At 71.4% G+C, this 19,695-nt stretch carries 15 protein-coding genes; 8 read left to right on the top strand and 7 right to left on the bottom strand.

Going from position 1 to position 19,695, the window contains the following annotated elements:
- The first annotated feature begins 7 nt into the window (after positions 1-7).
- The gene (locus ABD332_RS31595; RefSeq protein WP_344505990.1) at positions 8-4,966 is read left to right on the top strand and encodes a carbohydrate-binding protein; all 4,959 of its coding nucleotides are present in this window, start codon (positions 8-10) and stop codon (positions 4,964-4,966) included.
- A gap of 751 nt (positions 4,967-5,717) precedes the next feature.
- Here ABD332_RS31595 and ABD332_RS31590 read toward each other — a convergent pair.
- Positions 5,718-5,930 carry a hypothetical protein gene (locus ABD332_RS31590; protein ID WP_344505989.1) on the bottom strand — a complete coding sequence of 71 codons (213 nt, stop codon included), beginning with the start codon at positions 5,928-5,930 and terminating at the stop codon, positions 5,718-5,720.
- A gap of 601 nt (positions 5,931-6,531) precedes the next feature.
- On the opposite strand from ABD332_RS31590, the gene ABD332_RS31585 reads away from it, so the two are divergent.
- The gene (locus ABD332_RS31585; protein WP_344505988.1) at positions 6,532-7,542 is read left to right on the top strand and encodes a hypothetical protein; all 1,011 of its coding nucleotides are present in this window, start codon (positions 6,532-6,534) and stop codon (positions 7,540-7,542) included.
- 174 nt (positions 7,543-7,716) lie between these two features.
- Here the strand turns inward: ABD332_RS31585 and ABD332_RS31580 are convergent, their stop codons facing one another.
- Positions 7,717-8,142, bottom strand: coding sequence for a hypothetical protein (locus ABD332_RS31580; RefSeq protein WP_344505987.1), 426 nt, complete (start codon positions 8,140-8,142; stop codon positions 7,717-7,719).
- Between the two features lie 150 nt (positions 8,143-8,292).
- On the opposite strand from ABD332_RS31580, the gene ABD332_RS31575 reads away from it, so the two are divergent.
- From ABD332_RS31575 to ABD332_RS31565, 3 genes are all read left to right on the top strand, one after another.
- Positions 8,293-8,943 carry a DUF998 domain-containing protein gene (locus ABD332_RS31575; RefSeq protein ID WP_344505986.1) on the top strand — a complete coding sequence of 217 codons (651 nt, stop codon included), beginning with the start codon at positions 8,293-8,295 and terminating at the stop codon, positions 8,941-8,943.
- A 33-nt stretch (positions 8,944-8,976) separates the two neighbouring features.
- Positions 8,977-9,348 (top strand): YciI family protein, encoded by a 372-nt coding sequence (locus ABD332_RS31570; protein WP_344505985.1) that lies wholly within the window; start codon positions 8,977-8,979, stop codon positions 9,346-9,348.
- 64 nt (positions 9,349-9,412) lie between these two features.
- Positions 9,413-10,651, top strand: a complete 1,239-nt coding sequence (locus tag ABD332_RS31565; protein ID WP_344505984.1) for an RNA polymerase sigma factor — start codon at positions 9,413-9,415, stop codon at positions 10,649-10,651.
- A gap of 167 nt (positions 10,652-10,818) precedes the next feature.
- Here the strand turns inward: ABD332_RS31565 and ABD332_RS31560 are convergent, their stop codons facing one another.
- The 4 genes from ABD332_RS31560 to ABD332_RS31545 form a co-directional block, all read right to left on the bottom strand.
- Positions 10,819-11,400, bottom strand: a complete 582-nt coding sequence (locus ABD332_RS31560) for a TetR/AcrR family transcriptional regulator (RefSeq protein ID WP_344505983.1) — start codon at positions 11,398-11,400, stop codon at positions 10,819-10,821.
- 18 nt (positions 11,401-11,418) lie between these two features.
- Positions 11,419-12,105, bottom strand: a complete 687-nt coding sequence (locus ABD332_RS31555; protein ID WP_344505982.1) for an ABC transporter ATP-binding protein — start codon at positions 12,103-12,105, stop codon at positions 11,419-11,421.
- On the bottom strand, positions 12,102-13,151 hold the full coding sequence (locus ABD332_RS31550) for an FtsX-like permease family protein (RefSeq protein ID WP_344505981.1): 1,050 nt from the start codon (positions 13,149-13,151) through the stop codon (positions 12,102-12,104). The genes ABD332_RS31555 and ABD332_RS31550 overlap by 4 nt, the downstream gene beginning before the upstream one ends.
- Before the next feature lie 1,294 nt (positions 13,152-14,445).
- On the bottom strand, positions 14,446-15,423 hold the full coding sequence (locus ABD332_RS31545) for a helix-turn-helix transcriptional regulator (RefSeq protein ID WP_344505980.1): 978 nt from the start codon (positions 15,421-15,423) through the stop codon (positions 14,446-14,448).
- Between the two features lie 92 nt (positions 15,424-15,515).
- Here ABD332_RS31545 and ABD332_RS31540 point away from each other — a divergent pair, with 92 nt between their 5' ends.
- Positions 15,516-16,034, top strand: a complete 519-nt coding sequence (locus tag ABD332_RS31540) for a VOC family protein (protein WP_344505979.1) — start codon at positions 15,516-15,518, stop codon at positions 16,032-16,034.
- A gap of 48 nt (positions 16,035-16,082) precedes the next feature.
- On the opposite strand, the gene ABD332_RS31535 is transcribed toward ABD332_RS31540, so the two are convergent.
- Positions 16,083-16,631 (bottom strand): replication-relaxation family protein, encoded by a 549-nt coding sequence (locus ABD332_RS31535; RefSeq protein ID WP_344505978.1) that lies wholly within the window; start codon positions 16,629-16,631, stop codon positions 16,083-16,085.
- A 67-nt stretch (positions 16,632-16,698) separates the two neighbouring features.
- Here ABD332_RS31535 and ABD332_RS31530 point away from each other — a divergent pair, with 67 nt between their 5' ends.
- Entirely contained in the window at positions 16,699-16,926 is a 228-nt protein-coding gene (locus ABD332_RS31530) for a hypothetical protein (protein ID WP_344505977.1), read from the top strand.
- 379 nt (positions 16,927-17,305) lie between these two features.
- A complete protein-coding gene (locus tag ABD332_RS31525; RefSeq protein ID WP_344505976.1) occupies positions 17,306-19,450 on the top strand; it encodes an ArnT family glycosyltransferase in 2,145 nt (714 codons plus the stop codon).
- Positions 19,451-19,695 lie beyond the last annotated feature (245 nt).

The following is a 19,695-nucleotide window of genomic DNA, read 5'->3' as shown; positions in this document are numbered from 1 at the left end:
GAGAACCATGAGGCACCGACTACGGCGGGCGCTCCCTATCGCGCTCGCCGTCGTCCTCGCCGGCGGGTCCGTGCCCACGGACGCCGTCGCCGAGAACGCACCGCCGCTGACCGGCGGCGCGCCCGTGCTCAACCTGAGCGACGGGCAGACCCTCGAAGGGCGGGTCCGGGTCGAGGCCGAGCCGACCGTGGAGAACGACTCCGTCGTCGCGCTGACCGTCGACGGCAAGGCCGTTGGGGCCGCGCCGACGAAGGGCACCGCGCGCTTCGCGTTCGACATGGGCGGCAACGGTACCGAGGCCCGCTACCACAACTACATCACCGTCAACGACCACACGGCCGAGGCGGACCGGGTCTACTTCCCGGACATCCCCGGCGGCCGCAGCGGCGTCCTGGAGTTCCCCGGCGCCTGGCTGCACGCGGGCGTCAACACGGTCACCGTGCACGCCGGCGCGAACTGGGTCGACACCACCAACGCCAACGCGGTGGGCGTGGAGACGCTGCCGTTCGGCGAGGGCCTGCGCTGCCCGAACTACGACGACTTCCCGCTGAGCAGCCTCGCCCTCAGCCTGCTCGGCGTGGTCGCCGACGGCGAGCAGAACGCGTTCAGCTACAGCTTCGGCGACGGCACCTGCGGCAGCTCCAAGAACCTGCTGGTGAAGGACCTGACGTTCGTCGTCTCCGGCGAGCCCGGCTCGACCGCCGGCCTGGGCGTCGACCTCGACACCAGCACGCTGGACAACGGCGCCCACACGGTCGTCGCGACCACGAGGTCCGGCGCCACCGCGCAGGCGCTCGTCGCCGTGAACAACGCGCCCGCCGGTGCCCCGAAGATCTCCCCGGCCGAAGGCTCGCTCGTGCGTGGCACCCGGCCGGTCATCGCCGCGCTCGCCGGCGCGCCCGGCGTCGGCAGCGTGCAGTCGCTGGCCATCGACGGCAGCCCGGCCGAGAACGCCGAGTCCCTCGCGGCCGGCACCGCGACGCTCGCGCTGACCGTCGAGGCCGGCAACTCGGCCGAGGCGAAGTACCACAACTACCTGCTCGTCAACGGCAACCGGGTCGACCTCGGCGGCGACTACGGCGTCGCCGGCGCCGAGACCGCGACGCTCAAGGTGCCGCACCGGTACCTCAAGTCCGGCGACAACACCATCCTGCTCAAGACCGGCGACTACAACGGCACCCTCAGCGGCGCCACCTGCGCCAACCACGACGACTTCCGGGTCACCCGGGCGTCGGTGAGCCTCACGCTGGGCACGTCCGGGACGGTCACCGCCGGCCCGACGTACCTGGTCACCACCGCCACGAGCGGCGCGGTGACGAGGGAGGCGACGACCGCCGCCTCCCTCGCCCTGGGCGACGGCACCTGCGGCGCCAACAAGGAGGCCGAGTTCCACTTCGACGTGGCCGACGCCCCCACCACCCGCACGGTCGACACGCTCGGCGCGGGCACCGACGCCCACCTGCGGGTGTTCGTCGGCGGCAACGGCGCCGACAGCGGCTTCGACAACGTCGTGCGGATCAACGGCATCCCGCTGAGCCTCGGCATCTGGGAGAAGGAGGTCGCCGACCTCGCGTTCCCGAACGAGTGGCTCGTCCCCGGCGTCAACGTCGTCGAGTTCGTCGCCGGTAGCGACCACGGCAGCGCCAAGGCCGGCGGCTGCGACAATTACGACGACTTCACGCTGCGCGACTTCCAGCTCGCCCCGGCGGGCGCGAAGGCGACGCTGCTGAGCCGCGAGATCGCCGAGAACACTGTCACGATCGGCTCGGCGAGCTACCCGGCCGGCCAGCCGGTGACCGTGTACATCGGCGACGGCACTTGCGGCAGCAGCAGCAACGGCGTGCTCACCAAGACCGTCCTGTTCGACGTCACCGCCGAGAACGGCGGTGCGCTGCCCGCGCTCGGCCGACGCGCCGACGTCGACACCACCAAGCTCGGCGACGGCGGGCACAGCATCACGGCCGTCGTCGGCGACAAGACCTCGACCCGGCGGTTCACCGTCGACAACACCGCGCCGGAGGTGGCCGACAGCGTGCCGGCCGAGGGCCAGCGGCTCACGTCGACCGTCGCGCTCGTGGTGCAGGTCAAGGACGCCTCCGGGGTCGCCGGCACGCCGGTGATCACGCTCGACGGCAAGGCCGTCGCGCAGGGCGCCCTGATCGGCCGAGGCCTGGCCGCCGGTGCGCACACGATCGCGGTCACCGTGGCCGACGTGCTCGGCAACACGGCCACCCGGGAGATCCACTTCACCAGCGCGAGCATCCCGGACGTGCCGTCCGAGCTGACCGCGACCGTCGGGGACCCCAACGCGCCCGGCGCCACGCTGTCGGCGAAGATCCCCGGCCCGGCCGGCGTGCCGCTCACGGCGACCTTCACCAAGGCCGACCAGGTCCTGCCGACCGGCGGCTACCAGGGCACGGCGACGTCGGTGCCGACCACGCTCGACGTGGCCCACGACGCCGCGGTACAGCTGGCGTCGCTCCAGCCGCTCGACGGCCGGACGATCGACACGCCGTCCGGGCGTGACGTGGTGTTCCAGCGCTACGACCTGAGCGTCGGCACCGCGCAGGACCCCATCCTGCGGTGGGAGGGCAGCATCGACCCCGAGCGGGTCGTGGCGCTGCGCGTGTGGGACCCGGCGGCCAAGCGCTGGACGGTGCTCACCAGCTCCCGCGGGCAGGCCGGCCACACCACGGTGCTGGCCGCGCCGGTCGGCGCCGAGCACCGCGACGGCGGGACCGTCCACGTCCTGGTCACCGGCGAGGACCCCTTCGCCGACGACCTGTCGCCCCGCGACGCGACGGCGCAGCAGGACAAGGACCGCTTCGAGGACCCGGGCACCTACGACTTCGCGCTCGCGCACTTCACCGACACGCAGTACCTCAGTGAGGGCGCGGCCGGCGGCACCTACGACGACTGGGACGGCCGCGCCGAGCCCTCCGACGTGATGGCCGCCGAGGAGCAGGCGATCTGGGCCGCGGCGTACCGCAACACCACCCAGTGGATCGCCGACAACCGCGAGGGACGCAAGATCGCGTACACCGCGCACACCGGCGACATCATCGAGAACGACTACTACGACCCGCTCGCCAAGAACCCGGACGGCACGCTGCTGCGGCCCGGCCTCAACGAGCAGGTCGAGCGGGAGCTCGCGGCGGCGTCGGAGTACCAGAAGGTGCTCGACGACAACGGCGTGGTCAACCAGGTCATCGCCGGCAACCACGACGACCAGCTGGGCGCCGAGACCGGTCCGGACTCGCGGTTCAGCAAGACGTTCAGCGCCGACCGGTACTACGGTGTCGCCAAGAGCTGGCCGGCGGGCACCGAGTACCACGCCTGGGACGAGCAGGTCGCGGCCGACGGCAGCGTCATCCCCGGCAAGGACAACCAGAACAACTACGTGCTGTTCTCCGCCGGCGGCCTGGACTTCGTCGCGGTCGGCCTGTCCTACGGCGTGACGCCGCAGGAAGCCAGGTGGGCCGACTCGGTGTTCAAGCGGTACAAGGACCGCAACGGCATCCTGCTGTCGCACGACTACCTGAAGCCGTCGGTCAACCCGGACGGCCGCGGCGCGGACTTCTCGGCGCCGGACGGCTCGCCGCTCTACAAGCAGGTCGTCGAGGCCAACCCGAACGTCTTCCTGGTGCTGGCCGGCCACGAGCACGGCGTCGGCACCAACGTGAAGTCGAAGGTCGGCGTCACGGTCACCCACGACGTCGTGGAGCTGCTGGCGGACTACCAGTTCTACACGGTGTCCGCCGGTGACCTGTGGCCCGGCCGGGTCGACGCGAGCGGCAACATCGACGTCAACGGCGACGGCACGGTGGACCACAAGGCCACCGACCGCCTCCAGTTCGGCGCGAGCTTCCTGCGCCTGCTGCAGTTCGACGTCGACCGGGCCGAGGTGCACATCGACACGTACTCGCCGTTCCTGAACAACTTCGGGGCGACCGAGTACGACATCCGGGCCGACGGCAGCCAGACGAAGCCGCGGTACAACGGGGCCGAGGACAACCTGACCCTGCCGGTCGACCTCACCACCCGCAAGACGTCGTTCGCCACCGACTCCCTCGCGCTGTACGTGCCGGGCGGCACGATCGCGCAGCAGGAGGTCATGGCGAACGGGACCGCGACGGTCACCTGGTCCGGGCTCGCGCCGGCCACGTCGTACGGCTGGATCGTCTCGGCGACGAGCGCCGACGGCGGCGCGGCGGTGGCCCAGCCGGCGGTCTTCCGCACGGTCAAGGCCAAGCCGCAGGTGACGGCGACGGCCGCGCCGGTCGACTGGGGCACCGCGGCGAAGGTGGACGTCACCGTGGCCGCCGGCGGCCTGCCGGTCACCGGCAAGGTCGAGCTGCGCGAGGGCACGACGCCGCGCGGTACCGCGGAACTCGCCGCGGGCAAGGCGAGCTTCACCCTGCCGGCCGGCCTGTCCGGCGGCGTCCACAACCTGACCGCGGCCTACCTCGGCACCGACGGCTACGAGCCGGCCGAGGCCGGCGTCGCGGTGACGGTGAACCTGCCGCCGACCTGGGTCGCGACCACGCAGTACAAGTTCAACGCCCGGGTCACCTACCAGGGCAAGGTGTACCAGGCGGCCTGGGCGACGCAGAACCAGAAGCCCGGCGATCCGAACGGCCCATGGCAGGAGATCGCCATGGCCGAGGACGGCGCCGCGCTGTGGACGGCGTCGCGGATCTTCAACAACGGCGAGTACGCCACGTACCAGGACAAACAGTGGCGTGCCATGTGGTGGACCCGCAACCAGGCACCGGGCGACCCGAACGGCCCGTGGGAGGAGATCGCCCCGCCGCCGCCGGGCGGCGGCCCGGCGGCGTGGGCACCGACGCGGGTCTACAACGCCGGTGACCGGGTGACGTACCAGAACCACGTGTACGAGGCGAAGTGGTACACCCGCAACCAGAAGCCGGGCGACAAGAATGGCCCCTGGAAGCTGGTCAGCTAAATCAGCCATGCAGTCCTGCTGCTGGTGCCGTCCCTGATGCCGGGCGCACCAGCAGCAGGACCCGGACCCTTTTTGCGCATCGTGTGTGCTCGCTCATCCGTTCCGGTCGGTGCGTGCTCGGGCGGCCTGGTGTGGCAGGACTCGTCAACAGGTGTCGGGCACCAGCTGCCATAGACCGCTGCTCGTTGAACGCGTTTGACGGTGTCCTCGTCGACCGTGGTGCTGCCGTCCGGCGTCGGTACCCGCTGCAAACGGTCCTTACCGAGCCGGTCGCAGTAGTCCTCCGAAGGGGCCGGCGCCACATACGTGCAGGCGAAGCCGCGCGGACGCTGCCGTGCCTCAACGGCCGGTCCAGACGAGTCCGCCGCAGTGACACCCAGCACGAGTGCGGCGATCCCGGCTGTCAGGACCGGCAGGGAGCGCCGGTACCGCAGACGTCGCCAGCGTGTCCGATGTTGCTCCATTTGACTCCGACTCTCACGGGCACGCCTTTGGTCGGCGCACGAACCCCGGTCCTGAGGGAAACGGCTCGTCACCGTCGGGTCGGAACAGAATTCGATCATGGCTCGGCGCACCCCACCCACTGTCGCGTTGGCCTTTCGGCCGAGACCGTTGCCATGCACTCGTGGCCGATGAGCGCGAACAGATTGCGGCGGAAACTGCGGTCTGGTCGGTCGACGGTCCTGCTGCGATCCGCCGTACGGGTTGGCGTGGTGATGCGGGCGTGATGCGCGACGGGTGTGGGGTGCAGCTACTCCTCGTCGAGGACGGTTGCCAGCTCGCCGTGTTTCATCCCGAAGTGATAGCTGACGACGTACCCGCCGTCGAGATTGCGCCCGATTAGCTTGACGCTGCTGGCTCGCTGCTGCACGACCTCAAGCCGCACTCGCCGATCGCCGGTGCTGATGTACAGCAGCACGACGTCGCCGACGGACAGCTGCTCGGCGGGCACGAGGCGGCTCATTTCCACATCTTCCGCACGCTGCCGGCTTTCGCCAATGCCCGGCCAGCCCAATGGATACAAGGCCCTCAGCGGAGAGTTGGGGCAGCGCCGCCACTCAAGGTCACACGCACGCTCATGCCGCTGCGCGCTTCGTGTCGGAACGGGTCGTTGCCAACGGCAATTGGCACGGCGCCCTGGGGGCCTCCGGTCGTGCCGAACGTTGCGCGCCTGATCATCAAGAACGGCCCAGGGGCGGAAGGCAGCACCTGCGTCTCCGCCCCGCTTCGGGTGATCCGCGTGTCGGCGAGGTGGGTTTCCCTCGCGTGGCGGCGATGATCTCGTCGTCGGTTATGCCCGGGACATGACCGACGGAGGGTCCGGTGTATTCACACTGATCAGACCTCGGGCTTGGTCGTCCGCACGAAGGTCTCGCGCTCACGGCCCGAGAGTGCCGCAGCCTCTGTTGCCGCGGGTGTGACCTCGCGTAGTGCCGCGTCGATAATCAACCCGACGACCGCCACGCCCTGTGGCTGCATACGTGGCGCTGTCGTCGGGTCGGCTCGTCGCTCGTGCCGACGAGCGCCATGTGTTCTGCCGGGTGGCCCGGATACGATCGCCGGCTATGGCGGTACCAGCGACCTACGTGACGGTGCGCGACGGAAAGATCACCGTCGCTTATAACCGTGTCGGCGGGTACGAGATCCTTGAGATCAGTGTGCTCGGCCCGGACGTGGTCGGCCGGTTTCTTGAGGCGTGGCAGCAGCTCGATCCGTGGGATGAGTGGACCGACGACGCCGATAGCGACGGCGGCCTGCTGGTCGATTTCGATCAGCAGGTGCTGATGATGTTCAGCACCCAGCGGGGGGCGGCGCTGAGGGTGGCATGCCTGGACGCAGTGACTCGCACGTGGCCGGGCTGGCAGGTGTGCTGGGCCTACGACGGTATCACCGATCTGGTCGACTACGTGGGCGGAGAAGTCTCGCAGGTTCGCCGCAAGCGCACCGAACCGAAGGCCCTGTACTGGCACGACGGCATCGAGCGGATGGACCTGCGCTATGTCGTCACCATCGGTGAGACGCAAGCGTATGGCCTGGCGTGGAACGCAGTCGAGCCGTGGGAGGTGGGTACCGGGCTGCAGGAGCAGCTGCGTCCCGGCGACCGGATCGCCGCCGCCGCGACCATGCCCGAGGCGGGCATGCACCTCGACCCGGTCAGTCTCACCGCCGGCGTGTGGAGCGCGGTGCGACCGCTGCGCGGGCTGTCCGAATCCTGGCCGCGGTTGTGGCCAGGTTGGACGTTGCTCCGCTGGGATGACCGGGGCAGCGAGCAACTCCAGCGGTGCGCCGGCTCGGTCGCGTTTCCGCTGGCCGAACCGCTCGGCCGAGGACAATTCGCCACGAGCGTGATGCGGACCTGGTCGTTCTTCGTCGCCGAGGATTTCAGCAAGAACTGCCGTAAGGCGTTCCTCAGCAAGAAACACGTCAAGCTGCAACGCGAGGACGGTTGGTTCCGCGCGCGAGAGCAGACCGGCATCACCCGTCGTGAATTGTCCGCGGCGTTGGAGGCGATCACCCGTAGGCACTGGCCCGCCCCTCGATGGCCGAAGTTCGACGAGCCGCATCATCGCCGATGACCCGCCGTCGCAGGCAGAACCGGACCCGGCGAGCGTCGCTGAACGAGTTACCGATCTGCCAATGAAAGGGCGTTCCGCTGACTGAGAGCCAGTTACCGTCGGCCCACTGCTGAGCGCCTCTCAGCGGTGGATCCGGACGTCCGGGAACGTCCGGGTCGCTGCGGCCTTCCGATCTCAGATCCGGGTCATGGCGGAGGCGTAGCCGCCTCCGCCGGGGTAGGTCCATTCGCCGGTGACCGTGGTGTCGTCGGCGCTGAACGTGCCCTCGTAGTAGGCCGGGCCGCCTTTCGCCCCGGCCCAGATGGTCAGCTTGTCGCCGACGAGTTCGTAGACGTAGTCGAAGGTGTTGCCGGCCGCGTCGTAGAACCGCGACACCACGTCGGAGCCGACCGGCTCACCGAACGGGTGCAGGTTGCCGATGACTTCCAGCCCCGTGACGGCCTGGCCGAACTGGCTCAGCTCGACGTGCTGGAGCAGGAAGAACCGGCCGTCCATCCACTCGTACCGCACGGTTCCCTCGGCGCCGCCGGTCACCGACCAGGTGCCGACCAGACGGTCCAGGGCGGTCAGTTCGGCGCTCGGCTGGGTGTTCTCAGACATCGTGTCCTCCTCGGCGGGTGCTTGCCGGTACCTCGGAGGTGACGCCCGGGCTTTGACATCTCCGTGATGTGACCCAGGACACCCCTCCTGGGCGTCAAGGTTCGCGGTGCGGCCACGAGGTAGCGGCAACCACTCATCACGGAGGAAGTCATGGCCACCATCGCCGCCACCGGTCCCGCCGTCCGCCGCTCGGCCGACCGCCTGCTCCTCGCCGGCAGCCTCGCCGGGCCGGTCTTCTTCGCTTCCGCCGTGACGCAGATGCTCACCCGGGACGGCTACGACATCACGCGGCACCCGATCAGCCAGCTGGCCACCGGAGGTCTCGGCTGGATCCAGATCACCACGTTCGTGCTCGCCGGCCTCGGCGGGATCGCCCTCGCCGTCGGTGTCCGACGCACGCTCACCGAGGGCACCGGCCGGCGTGTGCTGCCGATCTTCGTCGGGATCTTCGGTGCCGGGCTCGTCGCGGCGGGGGTGTTCACCATGGATCCGGAGTACGGCTTCCCGGTAGGGACTGCTGACGGGCCGGTCGGCGAGATGTCCTGGCACAGCATCGCGCACTCGGCGGCGGCCGCGATCGCCTTCACCGCACTGGCCGCCGCAGCCATCGTGCTGGCTGTTCGTCAGGCCCGCCGTCGCACTGCCCTGCCGGCGGTGCTGAACGGCCTCGCCGCGCTCATCCTGCTGATGCCGATGTCGCCGAGCCACATGAGTATCCAGATCGCCGTGAACGGCCTGGTCGCCTTCACCTGGACGACGGTCGTCGCCGTCTCCCTGCGCCGCTCGACCTGGTCGGCGTAGCGTGATCCGAGCCCTGCGAGCACGAGGATGACCATGAAGTATCTGCTGCTCAGCTACACGCCGGCCGCCGCCTGGGACGCGGCGACCGCCGACACCCCGTCCGACGAGGCGCTGGCCGCGTTCGCCGCGTACCAGCGGTTCGAACAGGAGCTGGTCGAGACCGGCGAGTTCGTCAGCAGCGAGGGGCTCGGTCACCCGGCGGTCAGCACCACGGTCCGCAGGACCCCGACCGGCGTGGTGGCCACAGACGGCCCGTTCGTCGAGCTCAAGGAGGTCCTGGCCAGCTTCGCGGTGATCGACGTGGGCAGCCAGGAGCGTGCCGTCGAGATCGTCTCGCGGATGGTCGAGGTTCTGGGCGAGCCGATGGAGATCCGGCCGATCATGGGCGCGGACTTCGCGGCATGACCCGCCGTACCCAGCGTCGCCGGACGGCGGCAGACCGGGCGGGCATACGAACGGCGGTACCGGCGTGACGCCGGACGTCGAGCACCTGCTGCGCACCGAGGCGCCGCAGGTGCTCGGCGCGCTGGTGCGGCGCTTCGGCCACTTCGACGCCGCCGAGGACGCGGTACAGGAGGCGCTGCTCGTCGCGAGCCGGGCGTGGCCGACGGACGGCGTGCCGGAGAACCCGCGCAGCTGGCTGATCCGGATCGGGTACCGGCGGATGGTCGACCTGCTCCGCACCGACCAGGCCCGACGCCGCCGCGAACGGCACGCCGGCATCAGCGAACTGGCGATGCAGGACCCGGCCCGACGGGCGCGCCCCGCGCTGGAAACCGACGACAGTCTCACGATCCTGCTGCTGTGCTGCCACCCCGCGCTGAGCCCCACCTCTCAGGTGGCGCTCACGCTGCGTGCGGTCGGCGGCCTGACGACCACGGAGATCGCACACGCCTACGGGACGGCCGAGAACACCATGGGCGCCCGGATCAGCCGCGCCAAGCAGCAACTGGCCCGCGCCGGCGCCCGGTTCACCCCGCCGACCGACGCCGACCGCGACAGCCGCATGAACGCCGTCATGCAGGTGCTCTACCTGATCTTCAACGAGGGCTACACCGCCTCCACCGGCGACGAGCTCGCCCGCGTCGACCTGACCCGCGAGGCGATCCGGCTGACCCGCATGCTCCGCGACTGCCTGCCGGACGACGCCGAGGTGACCGGGCTGCTCGCCCTGATGCTGCTGACCGAGTCGCGACGCGCCGCCCGTACCGACGGCGACGAGCTGGTGCCGTTGGAGGAGCAGGACAGAACCCGGTGGGATCCCGAGCTGATCCGTGAGGGCACCGAGCTGATCGACAGCGTATGGCGCCGGCGCGAGGTCGGCCCATACCAGTTGCAGGCGGCGATCGCGGCCGTGCACGCCGCGGCCGCGTCGCCGGACCGCACGGACTGGCCACAGATCGCGGCACTGTACCTGGGTCTCGAACGACTCAGTCCGACCGCGCCGGTGCGGCTGAGCCGGGTGGTCGCGGTCGCGCACGCGTACGGGCCGGCCCGCGGGCTGGCCCTGCTCGACGACCTCAACCGGGGCTACCACCTGGACGAGGAACCGCTGACCCGGCAACGCGAACGCGCCGTTCGCGCACATCTGCTCGAGATGACCGGTGACACCGCCGGCGCGGCGGCGCGGTACCGCGAAGCATCCGCCCTGACCCAGAACCAGGTCGAACAGCGGTACCTCCAACGCCGAGCCCGCCGCCTCGGCTGACCGATCGCCGGCCAGCGTCCGCACATCGGCAGTTCAGAAAGCCTCGGCGCCGCAGGATTCAATCACCCACCGTTACGAGTAGCGACGGGACGCCGCGCACCAACGGCGGCAGAAGTTGATGCCAAGTCGGCCGATGTGGAGGCCCGTGCTGGCGCGCGTCGCAACGGTTACCGTGCGTTGCGTAGGAACGGCCCGAGCAGTTCACCGGCTCGGGCGCGGATGCGGGCAGGGTCGCCACCCGCCTCGATGAGACTGGACGCGCTGTAGACGATCGCGTTGATCAGCTCGGCGGTGGTGGCCGGGTCCGGCAGGTCCATCGCCCGCAGCGCGTCGATCAGCGGGTGGGACAGCTGCTCGTGCATGGCGCGGCTGCTGTCGTGCAGCTGCTGCCCGGGCGCGATCGCGGCGAGGGCCCGGGCCACCGCGTGCTCGCCCTCGGCGACCAGCGCGAGGTTGGTGTCGACGTACGCCAGCACCCGCGCGCCCGGACCGCCCGCCGCGGCCATCGCGTCGGTCACCCGGGTCGACCAGCGCGGGAACACGTCCTGGATCAGCGCGTCGAGCAGGTCCTGGCGCGAGCGGAAGTACTCGTAAGCCGAGGAGCGGGCCAGGCCGGCACGGCCGGCGACCGCCGCGAGCGACGGCGCGGCGCCCGGCTCCTCGGCCAGGATGGCACGGGCCGCGTCGAGCAGCGCGCGATGTTTGGCGGCGCGGTGCTCAGCGACGGTGGGCGCCGAGATGCGCGGCACCGTGCCTCCCTCCGTCGCCTAGCCGGACAGCGTTCCGTCGACCATTTCTACCACCCGGTCGCAGTCCGCGAGCACATCTGTGTCGTGCGTGACCATCACGGTGGCCACGCCGGCGCGCCGGGTCTCGCGGGCCAGCAGCTCGACCACCTCGCGGCTGCGGGCCCGGTCGAGGGCCGCCGTCGGCTCGTCGGCCAGCAGCAGCGACGGGCCGCCGATCAGCGCCCGGGCGATGCCGATGCGCTGCCGTTCCCCGCCGGAGAGCTGGTGCGGGCGCCGATGCGCCTTGTCGGCCATCCCGACCGCCTCGAGCAGCGCCGCGGCGTCCGGCGCCCCGGTCCGCCGCCGGTCGAGGTGGTGGATGAGCCGCAGCTGGTCGATCGCGGTCAACGCCGGGATGAGGTTGCCGCTCTGGAAGACGAACCCGATGTGCTCGCGCCGGTAGGCGGTCCGTGCCGCCGGGCGCATGGCGGCCAGGTCGTCGCCGTCGACGGTGACGGTGCCCTCGTCCGGGACGGTCAGCCCGCCGGCCACGGCGAGCAGGCTGGACTTGCCGGCGCCGGACGGCCCGACCACCGCTACCAGCTCGCCGGGCGCGACGGTGAGGCTCACCGCGTCCAGCGCCTTGATGGTGTCGTCGCCGTCGCCCAGGCGCAGGGTGACCTCGGCCAGGCGCAATCCGGTGCGGGTGGCGGTGTCGAGCTTCATCGCTGTGCTCCCAGGGCGGCCAGCGGGTTCACCGTGGCGATACGGACGATGGCGGTGGCCGCGCCGAGCAGGCCGAGCGCGATGAGCAGCCCGGCCGCGGTCAGGACGGCAGGCGGTTCCAGGGTGAACGGCACGTCTCCGCCGGCCACGAGGGCGCCCAGACCCAGTCCGGCCAGCACCCCAGCGGCGCAGGCGGCCAGCAGAATGAGTAGTGCCTGGGCGAGGCCGTCGCGCAGCAGGTAGGCCCGGGACGCGCCGATCGCCCGCAGGACGGCCAGCTCGTGCTGGCGGTGGATGGTCCACACCGTGAAGAACGCGCCCACGACCAGGGCCGAGATGGCGTACAGGAAGACCTGGATGAGGGTGAGGGTCGAGGTTTCGGCGGTGTAGCCGGGCGAGGTCGCGTACGCGTCGGCGAGCGTCAGGCTGGTGGTGCGCGCGGCGGCGTCCCCGGCCGCGAGGTCGAGTGTGGCGCCATTGCGCGCCATGATCGCCACGGCGGTCGCCTCGCCGTCGGCGCCGGTGTGGATCCGGCGCCAGGTGTCGAGCGGCAGGTAGGCCACGTCGACGTGCCCGAACGTCCGCTGATCGGCGGTAGCCCCGATCACCGTAAGTTTGACGCCGATCCGGTCGATGGTCACCGTGTCGCCGAGGTGCAGCCCGGCGTCGAGCAGCGTGCTGGAGACGACCAGCCCGTCCGTGCTGCCCAGCCGCGATCCGCTGGCGGGCGTCGGGTCCAGGAACGAGCCCGGCCGCACGCCGAACAGCGCCAGGTCGATCGGCGCCCCGGCACCACTGTGTGCGTTCACCAGCATGTTGCCGAACGGTTCGGCCGCCTCCACACCGGGCTGCCCGCGCCAGGCCTCCACCTGCCTGGTATCGACAACGCTGCGCGAGAACGCACCGTCCACCCGGGTTCCCTCGGCGAACCCGAACGCGGTGACCGGCATCCGCCGCAGCCCGGAGACACCATCGTTCACCAGTCCAGACGACAGGCCGGACAGCAGCACCATGAGCACCGCGATCAGCGCCACTACCGCACCCATCAAAGCGAATCTCGAACGCGCGAACCGCAGCTCGCGCAACGCCAGGAACATGACCTCTCCCATCACTTGCCGACATCGCGTCGGCAACTATACCGACACGATGTCGGCTAGACGCGCGGGAGAGGTGGACGGACGACTGCAGCGGGTTGTAGTCGGCGGCGCGCAGGCCAGCGCCTTTAGGAGTCGGACGCGCTCATCGGCCAGATGAGCGCGTCGCGGCCGGCTCAGGGGCGTAGGTCTGACACGCACCGCGGGCGCGCTCGGCCGCGACGTCGCGGCCAGGGCGCTGCGGGACCAGCGTCCACATGCTGTTCCCGGCAACTGCCGCCGCCACGATCGCGCACGTCAACGCGAGCGCGGCACGCGCACCGGCCTATCCACACCTGGTCCGCCGACCCGCCGGTGAGCTCTCGGCGGACAACCGAGGGTCGCAACCGGTGACGCGGCGCTGCTCGGCTCCCTGACTGCCGCCTGCGTCGAGCTGCTCACCGATTGTCGCGCCCGGCCGCTGCGCCGCCGCGAGAGACTCCTGCCTCCGCACCCCGAACTGAACCCGCTGGTTCAGCGATGGTGGACGCGTGCGCCGAGCACCCAGCCGATCAGCTGGGACGGGGTTGGTGGTGCGCGGTGCCGCGGACAGGACCGTCGCGCCGTGTCCGACGGACGGGCGGGCACTCTGCCCTCGTGCCCGACATTCCGGGTGAACGGCCGCCCGTACCCTCGATGTCGACGGGTTGTCGTGAGCACTGAGCCAGGGGGAACATGGGCGATGCGCCACCGGCCAACGGCCGCCGTGATGCCGCTCTCGCGGTAGGCGCACTCGCGGTGATGCTCGTGCTCATCGTCCTGGTGGCGCAGATCAGTGCGGATCGCGATCCACCGGCGCCCGCTCCTGGGTCGCCGCCCGCGTTCAAGGTGTCCATCGAGTTGTCCCGTACCGCATAGGCGCCACCGACGAAGGGCCGATGTGACGTCCGTTGATGTTGGCGGTCGGCTGACTCGACCTGAACGGCGCGAGCTCCCCGGCCGCCGTAGGCGCAATCTCCGGCGCCATCCGAGCGATCGTCACCTAATCGCTGGAGCCCTGATGGTAGCCAGGACTCGGGCGGTCTCACGCGTGGCGCACGAACGGCGTCCTGAGTAGGTGCTACCGGACCCGGCCCTCTGGCGGGCAATCGGTTGGTGCATGAGTGTCGGGCCCCGCTCGACGACGCGTCGCAGCGGATCGACCGCGCGACACACGGTCGGTGAGCCACCGGTGCGACCGAACGGTGGAAGCACTCAACCGTCCGTTTCAGCGATCGCGTCCCTGCCCGGCGCCTGATTCGGCTGTGGCCGCCTGGAACAGCGCGGCTATCGAGCTGAGGTGGGCGGTCAGCTCCGCCGGGCCGCTGACCTCGAACGGCAGCCCGATCGACGCCAGCCGGCGCGCATGCCACTCGCCGGTGTCCGGCGGCGCGAGCCACCGGCAGGTCCCGTCCGGCCGGTCGGTCAGGGTACCGGGCGGCGACCCGCCGAATCGGTCCACCAGGTGGGCGGCCGGAGCGTGGATCACGACGTCGGCCGGGAAGGTGGGGGCCATCTGCATCGTCCGGCTCGCGACGAAGGCGGCGACGTCCCCGCCGGGCACCTCCCTCGTGACCGCCCGGGCGCCGGTCGCGGCGAGCCGGGTGACGCGGTCCAGCCGGAAGGTCCTCCAATCGTCGCGATCGAGATCGAACGCGAGCAGGTACCAGCGCCTCCCGGCCGTCACCAGAGCGCGCGGCTCGACGTGCCGGTCCTCGTCGCGGTACCGGAACCGCAGCCGCTCGTGGTTGGCGATCGCCGCGGCGGTGACGATCAGCGCGTCGGGGTTCACCGGATCCACGGCCAGCGCGAACGGGTGGGTCACGGTGGAGGAGGTCAGTGTCTCGACCCGGCGGCGCAGCCGGGGCGGCAGCACCTGGAGCAGCTTGCGGAGGGCCCGCACCGCCGCTTCGTCCGCCCCGGCCACCGCCTGCGTCGCCGCCGTGCACAGCCCGATGGCGACGGCGACCGCCTCGTCGTCCTCCAGCAGCAGCGGCGGCATCGCCGTGCCGGCCATCAGCCGGTATCCGCCCAGCCCGCCCTGCTCGGCGTGCACCGGGTAGCCCAGCTCGCGCAACCGATCGATGTCACGCCGCACGGTCCGGCCGGACACGCCGAGTCGCTGCGCCAGCTCGCTTCCCGGCCAGAGCCGAGGGGTCTGCAACAGCGACAACAGGGACAGCAGCCGGGCAAGCGCGTCGGACATGCCGACATTGTGTCGCCCGACTAGGACTGGAGGTGACCTATACGACGCCTACCGTGGGCGTGCAGGTCCGCTCCGACACGAGGGAGATTCTCATGAGCAGCGCCCCACCGGCCGGGTACACGACCGTCGCGCCGTGGATCGTCACGCCCGACACCGGGCAGTTGCTGGACTTCATCACCGCGGTGTTCGACGGCGTCGAGCTGGGGCGCGTACAGCTGGAAGACGGAACGATCGGCCACGCCGAGATCCGCGTCGGCGACACCGTCCTGCTCGCCTTCGACCGGCTACCTGACTGGCCTGCCATGCCGTCGCTCCTGCGGGTCTTCGTCGCCGACGCCGATCGGACGATCGAGCGCGGGGTCGCCGCTGGGGCTCGCGTGGTCACCGCACCGGCCACCCAGGCCTTCGGTCAGCGGGGTGGCCGGGTACGTGACCCGTTCGGCAACATCTGGTGGATCAGCGCGGTGGTCGAGGACGTCGCTGCGGAGGAAGGAATGCGACGGCTCGCCGAACCGGCGTACGCCGAAGCCATGCGCGACGCCCAGGAGACCCTGGACCGGGAACTGAGTGGCCGCACCGACAGCGTCGTCAGCCGCCTGCCGATGGGCTGAGCCCGTCACCATCGATCCCTGCAAGGTCCCGTCCGACCGCGGAGGCGTTCAGTCCTGATCGCGCAGCAGCCGCAGCGGGTCCTGGTCAGGTGTCGCCGGACCAGGGTTCAGCGGACTCGCGGACCCCAGCTCGCACGGCACGTCGATGAGGCGCCGCCGGGGGCCGGTGTCGCCGGCGAGCGCCCAGATCGGGCCGGACGGGTCGGTGTCGACCCGGTCCTGTGACGCGGTCGCGACGGTGACCCCGGACGTGCCGGTGGCGGCGAGCCGCTGCCGGAGGTTGCCTTCCCGCAGTCGGCTGGGCAGGACGAACAGCACCGGCCAGCGAGGGCCGCCGAGGTCCTGGACCCGGCGGTACGCGGGCAGCTTCGCGGCGACGGTCGACAGGGTCTCGGTGCCGGTGTCGTACTCGAGGTAGAACGCGACCGTGTGATCGCCCTCCCGCCACACGCCGTGCCCGTCGGGGACGACTCGGCTGTCGAGCACGGCGGCGATCGTCGCGCCGGACCACCAGCGGGCCAGCTGGTACTTCGACGAATCCGGGATCGCCCGGCGCGAGGCCCCCGCCTCCGACCGGCCCGGCACCCTCCGCGACACGGCCCGCCGCGAACACCGCCTGCCCGAACTCGCCGCGCTGCGACGCCGGCTGGCCATCCGCACCGGCGTGTACGGGCTGTGGCGCCACGGCCACCGCTTCCTCGAACCAGCCTTACCCGCCTTCGACGACAGCGTCGACGTCGCCCGCCGCCTACACGCCCGAACCACTGCGACCGGCCGGCGGGCGCTCATCCACGCACTGACCGACCGGGCGATGATCCTCACTGCCGGACACCGCTATCCCGACGCCCTCAGCGACTACCAGGAAGCATTGACGCTGCACTCGACGACCTGACCGACCAGCCGGCCGGGACGCTGCGCGGCGCTCCCTCTCGCGGGTGTACAACTTGGCCGGCGACGGTCAGCGGTATCTGTTGCCAGCCGTCGAGGGCGAGCAGGGCCGCGGAGAAGCTACGCCGGGTCCAGGAGCTGTTCGCGGGTGCACCAGCCTCGGGCGGGGCGTTGCTGGAAGAGTCCGACGGAGTCGTCCGGGCCGTCGGTCGCGGCTCATCTCGTCGGTGGTGGCGGTCCGCTGCTCCGCTCCCCGCCGGCGGCGAGCACCCAGTGTTTTCGATTCTCTGAGGCTTCTTTGAGATGGATCGGCGGCTTGTGCAACGTTCGACCGGCAGACTGCTTCGCGGGATCAAGCGGATACATGCCCAGGAGTGGTGGTTGTGCGGACGATTCGGGTTCCGGGTCGGCTGGGGTTCTGGCGGTCGCCGGAGGGGCAGCCGGGCTGGGCGCGGCCGGCGCTGCTCGCGGTCGCGGCCGTGGCCGCCGTGTTGTACGCCTGGCGCATCCGGGACAGCGGCTTCGCGATGTTCTACTCGGTCGCGGCGAAGAGCATGTCGGTGAGCTGGAAGGCGTTCTTCTACGGTGCCCTGGACCCGGGCGCGACGATCACCATCGACAAGCTCGCGGGGTCGTTCGCGCCGCAGGCGCTGTCGGCGCGGATCTTCGGGTACCACGCCTGGTCGCTGACTCTGCCGCAGGTCGTCGAGGGTGTCGTCGCGGTCCTGGTGATGTACCGCATCGGCCGCCGGTTCGCCGGACCCGCGGCGGGGCTGCTGGCGGCCGGGCTGTTCGGGCTCACGCCGGTCGTCGCGTCGATGTTCGGGCATCCGATGGAGGACGGCCTGCTCACCATGTGCCTGGTCCTCGCGGCGGACGCGTTCCAGCGGGCGCTGATCGAGGGGCGGCTGCGGTCGCTGGTACTGGCCGGCGTGTGGATCGGGGTCGGCTTCCAGGCCAAGATGATGCAGGCGTGGATGGTCCTGCCGGCGATGGCCGTCACCTACCTGGTGGCCGCGCCCGGTCCGTGGCGGCGCCGGCTGGGTCAGCTGGGCGCGGCGGGCGCGGTGATGCTGGCCGTGTCGGTGTCGTGGGTCGCGCTGTACGAGCTGACGCCGGACGCGCACCGCCCGTACGTCGACGGCAGCACCAACAACAGCGCGATCGCGATGGTGTTCGGCTACAACGGCATCGACCGGTTCGGGCTGCACGTGCCGGGCGCGGTCCAGTCCATGTTCACCGGCAGCGGCGGACCCGGCAGCGGCGGACCGGGTGGCTTCGAGCCGCCCGCCGGGACGCAGTTCGACCAGCGCCGGCCCGGGTCGGCCGCCGAGCAGAGAGGCCCGGGCGGTCCGGGTGGTGAGGGTGCGGCGAAGCTGGTCGGCGCGCGGTACGGCTCGCAGATCGGCTGGCTGTATCCCCTCGCTCTGCTGGGCCTGGCCTTCGGTCTGGTCGCGCGGGGACGGGCGCCGCGCACCGACCCGGTCCGGGCCAACCATCTGTTCTGGGGGCTGTGGCTGGTGACGGTCGCGGCGGTGTTCAGCTCGATGATGATCCCGCACACGGCGTACATGGCGTCCCTCGCGCCGCCGCTCGCGGCGCTGTCGGCGGCCGCGGTGGTGCAGGCGTGGCGCGGCCTTCGGGACCGGACCGCGCCGTGGCAGCTGCCGGTGCTCCTCGTGGCGGAGCTGGCCTGGACGGTGTACCTGAGCCGGCGGTTCCCCGACTTCCTGCCCTGGCTGCCGTGGGTGGTGCTGGGCACCGCCGTGCTCGCGCTGCCGGTCCTCGTCGTGGCGGCGGTCGGCCGTCCGCGGGCGCCCGGGCAGCGGGTCCTGGTCGCCGCGATGGCCTTCGCGGTCGCGGCGATGGTGGCGGTACCGAGCGCCTGGGCGGCCTCGGTGCTCGACGCGCGGTACGGTGGCAGCGCCTTCGACGCCTCGGCCGGCCCGGCGGCGCGGGAGGGCCTCGGCGGCGGCGCCCGGATGCCCGGCGGGCAGGGTCCGGGCAACGGCCAGTTCCCGGGCGGTCCCACCGGCGGCGGGCTCCCCGGCGGCGGCTTCCCGGGCGGTGCTTTCCCGGGTGGCGGGTCCCCAGGCGGGGGGTTCCCGGGTGGCGGGTTCCCGGGTGGCCAGGCGCCCGGCGGGGTCCGGTTCGGCGGCGCGAGTGACGCGCTCACCGCCGAGCAGCGTCAGCTCGACGAGTACCTGATCGCCCACCGCGGCGGTGCCCGGTTCCTGGCCGCGATGAGCTCGTGGAACACCGCCGGGCCGTACATGATGGCCACGGGCCGGCCCTACCTGCCGATGGGCGGGTTCAGCGGCACCGTGCCGCAGCCGACCCTCACCGCGCTGCGGGGCATGGTCGACCGCGGCGAGCTGCGCTACGTGCTGCTGGCCGAAGTTACCGGCCCTGGTCGCATGAGTGGCGCCACGACCGGGATCGCCGACTGGGTGCGGTCCGCCTGCACCGAGGCCCCGGACGGTATTGCCGGCACTGTTACCGAGGTGCTCTACCGCTGCGGCCCCTGAACGAGCCTCCGCAACCCCTGTGAAGATCCACGTTTCCGCCTCCGGAGGACGGCGAGGGTCGTAGCCTCGACCGGCGCGGCCACGGCTCGGCGTACACCTCGCGTTCATGTGTAGTTTGCATGCTGTTCAAAGGCTGCTCTGAGGTTCGGCTGGTTGTGTCTCTTTTGTCCTGGCCGACCTCAGATTGGCGACGAACTATGCGATGGCCGTTCCGACGACGACGCGACGTGCCGCCGGACGCTGGC

It is taken from the genome of Dactylosporangium maewongense (assembly GCF_039531485.1).
GTDB classification, from domain to species: domain Bacteria; phylum Actinomycetota; class Actinomycetes; order Mycobacteriales; family Micromonosporaceae; genus Dactylosporangium; species Dactylosporangium maewongense.
The sequence above is the reverse complement of the archived record's forward strand: the minus strand, read 5'-3'. Positions and strand labels throughout refer to the sequence as shown.

Coding starts and splice junctions, on each gene's coding strand:
- ABD332_RS31595 (WP_344505990.1), top strand. CDS start 8: ATGAGGCACCGACTACGGCGGGCGCTCCCTATCGCGCTCGCCGTCGTC.
- ABD332_RS31590 (WP_344505989.1), bottom strand. CDS start 5,930: ATGAGCCGCCTCGTGCCCGCCGAGCAGCTGTCCGTCGGCGACGTCGTG.
- ABD332_RS31585 (WP_344505988.1), top strand. CDS start 6,532: ATGGCGGTACCAGCGACCTACGTGACGGTGCGCGACGGAAAGATCACC.
- ABD332_RS31580 (WP_344505987.1), bottom strand. CDS start 8,142: ATGTCTGAGAACACCCAGCCGAGCGCCGAACTGACCGCCCTGGACCGT.
- ABD332_RS31575 (WP_344505986.1), top strand. CDS start 8,293: ATGGCCACCATCGCCGCCACCGGTCCCGCCGTCCGCCGCTCGGCCGAC.
- ABD332_RS31570 (WP_344505985.1), top strand. CDS start 8,977: ATGAAGTATCTGCTGCTCAGCTACACGCCGGCCGCCGCCTGGGACGCG.
- ABD332_RS31555 (WP_344505982.1), bottom strand. CDS start 12,105: ATGAAGCTCGACACCGCCACCCGCACCGGATTGCGCCTGGCCGAGGTC.
- ABD332_RS31550 (WP_344505981.1), bottom strand. CDS start 13,151: ATGGGTGCGGTAGTGGCGCTGATCGCGGTGCTCATGGTGCTGCTGTCC.
- ABD332_RS31545 (WP_344505980.1), bottom strand. CDS start 15,423: ATGTCCGACGCGCTTGCCCGGCTGCTGTCCCTGTTGTCGCTGTTGCAG.
- ABD332_RS31540 (WP_344505979.1), top strand. CDS start 15,516: ATGAGCAGCGCCCCACCGGCCGGGTACACGACCGTCGCGCCGTGGATC.